Raw genomic sequence first — 5,921 nt, forward strand, 5'->3', positions numbered from 1 at the left:
CGGGCCGTTGTTCCTGTCCGCGCCGGACGACAAGCTGCCCTCGTGGCTGCGGGACTCCCGTACGGCGATGAAGGAGACCGGCAAGGCGCTGCTGGCCTGGGACCAGTGGGGCTCCAACCCGTCCCGCGCGGCGGGCGCGGTCACCTTCAACGTCGTGACCACGATCTTCACCGGCGGCGCGGGCGGCGCCGCCGCGGGCGCCGGCAAGGCCGGCGCGGTCGCCAAGACCCTCTCCTTCGCGGGCAAGGCCGGGCACGCCATCGACCCGATGACGTACATCTTCAAGGGCGCGGGCGCGGGCTTCTCGAAGATCGGCGACGTCATGGCCGGCCTGAAGGGCATGGGCAAGTTCGAGGTCCCGAACATCAACCTCGACGGCGCGCTGGCCCTGCCCGAGGGAGCCGTCCACCTCCCGGACGGGGCGATCCACCTCCCGCCGGGGTCGGCCGTCCCCGACGGCGCGATCAAGCTCTCCGACGGCAACATCAAGCTCCCCGAGGGTACGACGACCTTCCCGCCGGGCACGGTCAAACTCCCCGTCGACGGCCCGCCGAAGTTCATGGACCCCGACGGCAACATCTTCAAGGCCGACGGCACCCTCGACCAGTCCGTCAAGGACGCCCCGAAGGGCCAACCGGACGCGGGCGCGGACGTGCCGCGCACCGACGCACCCAAGGTTGACTCCCCCGCCACGGTCAAGGTCCCCGAGCGCGAACTCGCCGGCGTCGGCGGCCGCGGCGGCGACGACGCCATCCGCCTCGGCTCCGACATCTCCGGCCCGGTCCACGCGATCGACAACGGCCCGCGCGGCGTCGACGCCACCCCGGTCAGGGTCCCGGAACACGAGCTGGCCGGCGTCGGTGGCCGCGGCGGCGACCACACCCCGGGCGGCCACGCCCCGGACAACATGCCGCGGGGCGACCTCAACCAGCCCTCACGCGGCGGCGACACCCCGTCCCCGACGGGCGGCACCCACCCGGACACCCCGTCCACAGCCGGCGCCCACGCCGACGGCCCGGGCGCGGGCAGTAGCCACCACGAGCCCACGTCCACCGGCGGGCACCATCCGCAGACGCCGGGCAGCGGGAGCCTGGGCGACCTCGGCAACACTGCGGACGACGCGGCTGCGCCCACCCAGGGCCCGGGTGCCGCGGACGACGCGGCGACACCGGCTCCCGCCACCCCGCACCAGCCGGTACAGCGGCCCAGCTTCATGCTCCACGGCAGTGATCCCTACGGCCCTCCCGGGCGTCTCACCGAGAAGCAAATTCAGGAAATCCAGGTATATCGGGCCAACGAAGAGCCCGGGTATTTCGAGTCCTACTACAAGGAAAACGGAAACCGCAAAAGGCTCAAGTTCAAGGACGAGAGTGGGTTCACGCCGCCCCAGCTCACCAGGGAAAGCCCGAACCATCCGTGGATCAGGGCCAAGGATGCACCCGACCCGCCCACGCCTCACTACCTCGACCCCCACCTCATCCACAGGGATGCCAGCACGGTTACCGATTCGGCGCGCCTGGACAGGCTCAAGAACGCAACGACGGACCGATACTTCACCATCGAGTGGGACATTCTTGCCGAAAGGCTGAAGAATGAAGCGGAGGCCACCCACAAGATAACGGATACCGATGAAAGCCTCGGCCTGTGGACGGAAAGCCGGGGCGTGTACCGGGAGTCCCACACGCAGATGGTCAGGGAAACCGAGCGCTACGGCGAGTTCGTGGCGGAGCACCACTACATCGCCGAGAACCACCCCGGTTCCGTGAAACAGACCTTGCATGGGCCGAAGAACGGCAACGATCAGTTCGACCAGGTGTGGCTCACGCCCGAGGGCAGGTATGTCGTCATCGAGGCAAAGAGCAGCATCAAAACAAGACTCGGGGGCCGAAATCTACCCACGGGACGCAGGGTTTCTCAGGGGTCGCAGGAATATTTCTTCGACATCATCAGGGAAATGAAGGACCGAGGAAAGACGATCAAGAGCGAGGATGATCTCGCAGAGGCCCTGAAGACAGCCCTCAAGCACGGGAAGCTGGACTATGTAGTCGTCAAGGGTGACACCAACGCGCCTGCGTACAATGGCCACCACTACCAGCGATTCGACCTCAGCAAGAGGAGCCTTCCGTGACCGTCACCGTGAGCCGGCATTTCACCCCGGGTGCCACGGAAGAGGAGTGGGCCGAGCGTCTCTGGGTGAGTCTCGCTCGGGACATAGACGAGCTGGAGGAGTACCCGAATTCACTCCCCATGGTGTTCAACGACGCCCTCCTGCACCTCGGAGCGCGCTGCACCGTGGATCCGACCGCGGAGCGGCTGGAGACATGGGAGGCCGTGGTCAACACGCTGCAGCTCGGGTCGGCCGTGTTCGCCACCGTGTGCGCGGATGAAGGCACCGTGGAGTGTCGGATCAACCGTGGGATGCGCACCCTGCCGGCCCAGGGCCCGGCAAGCTTCGCCGACCTGGGCACGTGGCTGACCACCTTCTGGTTGGCCATGGTGTGCCGCGATCGGGAACGGCTGAACGCACTCGCGGAGGTTCCGCTCAACCGCATCGCATCCAGCGGCTACGACATCTTCGTCTGGCATTGGGTGGACGCTCTCCAGACCTACTGGCTTCAGGGCCCCGACTTGGTGGAGAAACTCACCCTCGCCGTCGAGATGTCACAGCCCGACGCCGCCACCCTCACCCCGCACGGCCTGCTCCAGACTGTGCTGGCACCGCCCATCAACCTCTTCTACTTGCTGATCACCAACAACCCTGATGGCTTCAATGAGTTCCTCGTGCAGTCACTCGAACTCCACAAGGCGTACTGGACCGTCGACGAAAAACGCGCAGAGAAGCCCGACGGACACCTCGCTCTGGCCCCTCTGGCCCTCGCCTGTCACGCACACGATGGTGGAATTCCCATCAATGTGGAATCGGGATACCTTCCCCACCATCTCCTCACCCGCGACTGGGTGGGCGAGTTCCCGACGTAACCAGAGCCAGGAAGCCCGGACGGGCAGCGGAGCCCGATCCGCGGTGCTTCTGGCCTCGATCTTTCGTGACGGTCCGCCAGTTCAGCGGTGGGCCGTGTCGGTTTGTTCGGCGGGCCGTGGGCATGCCGATGTCCCGGCTGTCGTGTCGGGTGCGTGCCGGGTTCCACAGTTCCGGTCCGGGTGCTGCTGCCGCAGGGGTGGGTCGTTGCTGCTGGTCAGCCGGGAATGGGGAGGGCGGCAGAACATCCACGGCGTCGTTGCCATCGCCCCCCTGGCGATCGCCTGCCTGGCCAAGGCCAACGGCCTCCCGGTCGAGGTCGAGACCGGCTATCTCCCGCAGGCGCTCCTCGACTTCGCCTGGCGCGGCGAGTTCGACGCGTAGCCCCGGCCCGGGGCTTGAGTAGGGTGGGCGAGATCAAGACACACGGGGGATATCGCGTATGGAAGCGCTGCGGCCTGACGACCCCGTGCGGGTCGGGGCGTACACCGCACTCGCGCGGCTCGTCACCGAGCCTGAACTCAGCTCTCCCGAGCAGGCGTTCGTCGTCCGAAGCGGCGACGGCCACACCCTCCTCGCCCGGCTCCCGCGCCCCGACACCGACCCGACCCGCTGGGCCGTCGAGGCCGAGGGGGCTCGGCGGCTCTCCATACCGGGGTTCCAGCCGGTCGGCGAGGTCGGCGGCGGCGGCGCCGAGTTGCCCTGGTGCACGGCGCCCTACGGGCCCGCCCTCTCGCTGCCCGCCGCCCTGCGGGCCCACGGCGGGCCGCTGCCCGACCCCGTCGTACGGGCCCTGGGCGCGGCCCTCGCGCGGACGCTGGCCACCGCCCACGCGCAGGGCGTCGCGCACGCCGGCCTGTCCCCCGCCGCCGTGCTGCTCACCACCGACGGCCCCCGCCTGAGCTGCTTCGGCGCCGTACGGGCCGCGGCGCCCGACGGCGAGCGGCGCAGCGGCCTGCCGGCCCTCGACTCCGGCGCTCTCGCCCCGGAGCAGGCGGCCGGCGGGCGGCCCCTCCCGCCGGGCGACGTGTACGCGCTGGGGGCGGTACTCGCCTACGCCGCGACCGGTCACACCGTCCCCGAACGCGACGAGCTCCCCGCCTTCCTGCGCGAGCCGGTCACGGCCTGCCTCTCCCGCGACCCCGCCCGGCGCCCGCAGGCGCACCAGCTCCTCACCCACCCGGAGCCGGCCGCCGGCCCGATGCCCCTGCCCGCGCCCGTCGTCGTCGCCCTCGCACGCCAGTCGGCGGGGGTCCTCGCCGCCGAGCCGCCCGTTCCCATGCCCCGGACCCACCACTGATGCTCACCCCTCCCCTCGCCTCTCCGCTCACCCCGCCGCGCCGCCCGCTGCTCGCCCCCCTCATGCACGACGACCCGCACGTGCTCGGCGGCTACCGCCTCCTCGCCCGCCTGGGCAGCGGCGGCATGGGCACCGTCTACCTCGCCCGCTCGGCCACCGGCCGGACCGTGGCGCTGAAGACGATGCACGCCCACATCGCCGCCGACCCCGCCGTCCGCACCCGCTTCCGCCTCGAGGTCGACGCGGCCCGCGTCATGGGGCCCGTCCACGGCGCCCGCGTCTTCGACGCCGACCCGCTCGCCGAAACCCCCTGGCTGGCCACCGAGTACGTGCTCGGCCCGCCCCTCGACGAGGCCGTCTCCCTCGCGGGACCGCTCCCCGAGCCCGCGGTACGCGCCCTGGGGGCCCTGCTGTGCGCGGCGCTGGCCCAGTTGCACGCCTCGGACGTCGTCCACCGCGACCTCAAGCCCTCCAACGTCATGATCACCGCCGAGGGTCCCAAGGTCATCGACTTCGGGATCGCCCGCGCCCTCGGCGACGACCGCCTCACCCGCACCGGCACGGCCGCGGGCACGCCCGCCTTCATGTCCCCCGAGCAGGCGACCGGCCTGGAACACACCTCCGCGGGCGACGTGTTCGCCCTCGCCGGCGTCCTCACCTACGCCGCCACCGGCCGCGGTCCCTTCGGCAGCGGCGGCCACGCCGACCTCATGTACCGCGTGCGCCACGCCGACCCCGACCTGACCGGAGTCCCGCCCGCCCTCGTCCCGGTCCTGACGCGCTGCCTCGACAAGGATCCCGCCGGCCGCCCCACCACCTCCGGTCTCGCCGCCCTCCTGCACCCCGGGCAGGACGGCTCCTTCGCCGGCCACCTTCCCGAGCCGCTGCTCATGGAGATCGCCCGCCGCGCAGGCGGTGTCTGGAACGCTCCGCCCCTCCGGCTGCCCGCCCCGCCGGAGCACGCCCTCGCCGCGCCGCTCCCGGACAGCACGACCCCGCCCCCGTCCGGCTTCTCCCGCCGTAGGCTCCTCGCCCTCGGCGGCGGGTCCCTCCTCGGGGCGGCCGGCGTCGGTGCCTGGGCCTGGCTCGACCGCGAGGACTCCACCACCGCGAAGCCCCCTGCCCCAGCCCCCTCCAAGGACCCCGCGTGGGACCTCCTCTGGCAGGAGCCCGTCAGCTACGCCGACCCGCGCATCCCGCCCGCGCCGCTGCTCCTGAACGGGCTCCTCCTCGTCGGCGAGTACGGCGTCAAGGGCCTCGATCCCGCGACGGGGGCGGCCAAGTGGGCCGACCCCGCCGTCTACTTCATGCGTCGCACCACCACCGACGGCACGAAGGTCTACGCCGCCGACTACACCCTCGACGAGGCCGACCCGCTCCGCGTCTCCACGGTCGACCCGGCCACCGGCAAGCTCAACGCCCCCTTCAGCGAACTCAAGGACCTGCGGGCGATCCTCTACGGCACCCAGCTGCTCTGCGCGACGGCCGACGCCGTCTACCTGGCCGGGGGCCGCGGCACGCACACCCGCGACGGCTTCGGCAAGGACCAGACGTGGTTCCTGCTGAAGGTCGACACCCGCTCCGGCGGCAGGCTCTGGGAAGTGCCCCTGTCTCTTATACACATCTCCGAGCCCACGAGACAAG

The 5,921-nt window shown here is 71.2% G+C and carries 5 protein-coding genes; all 5 read left to right on the forward strand.

Going from position 1 to position 5,921, the window contains the following annotated elements:
- Nucleotides 1–2,128, forward strand: a 2,128-nt coding sequence (locus tag IH80_RS0137660) for a hypothetical protein (protein WP_030966402.1), incomplete at its 5' end; no start/stop codon positions are given.
- Nucleotides 2,125–2,979, forward strand: a complete 855-nt coding sequence (locus IH80_RS0137665) for an immunity 49 family protein (protein WP_030966403.1) — start codon at nucleotides 2,125–2,127, stop codon at nucleotides 2,977–2,979. The genes IH80_RS0137660 and IH80_RS0137665, both read left to right, overlap by 4 nt.
- A gap of 205 nt (nucleotides 2,980–3,184) precedes the next feature.
- Nucleotides 3,185–3,361, forward strand: coding sequence for an Imm49 family immunity protein (locus IH80_RS43270; RefSeq protein WP_234432528.1), 177 nt, complete (start codon nucleotides 3,185–3,187; stop codon nucleotides 3,359–3,361).
- A gap of 58 nt (nucleotides 3,362–3,419) precedes the next feature.
- Nucleotides 3,420–4,277, forward strand: coding sequence for a serine/threonine protein kinase (locus IH80_RS0137675; RefSeq protein WP_030966404.1), 858 nt, complete (start codon nucleotides 3,420–3,422; stop codon nucleotides 4,275–4,277).
- Nucleotides 4,277–5,921, forward strand: a 1,645-nt coding sequence (locus IH80_RS40285; protein ID WP_051810354.1) for a serine/threonine-protein kinase, incomplete at its 3' end; no start/stop codon positions are given. The genes IH80_RS0137675 and IH80_RS40285, both read left to right, overlap by 1 nt.

The organism is Streptomyces sp. NRRL S-378 (assembly GCF_000720645.1).
Taxonomy (GTDB): Bacteria; Actinomycetota; Actinomycetes; order Streptomycetales; family Streptomycetaceae; genus Streptomyces.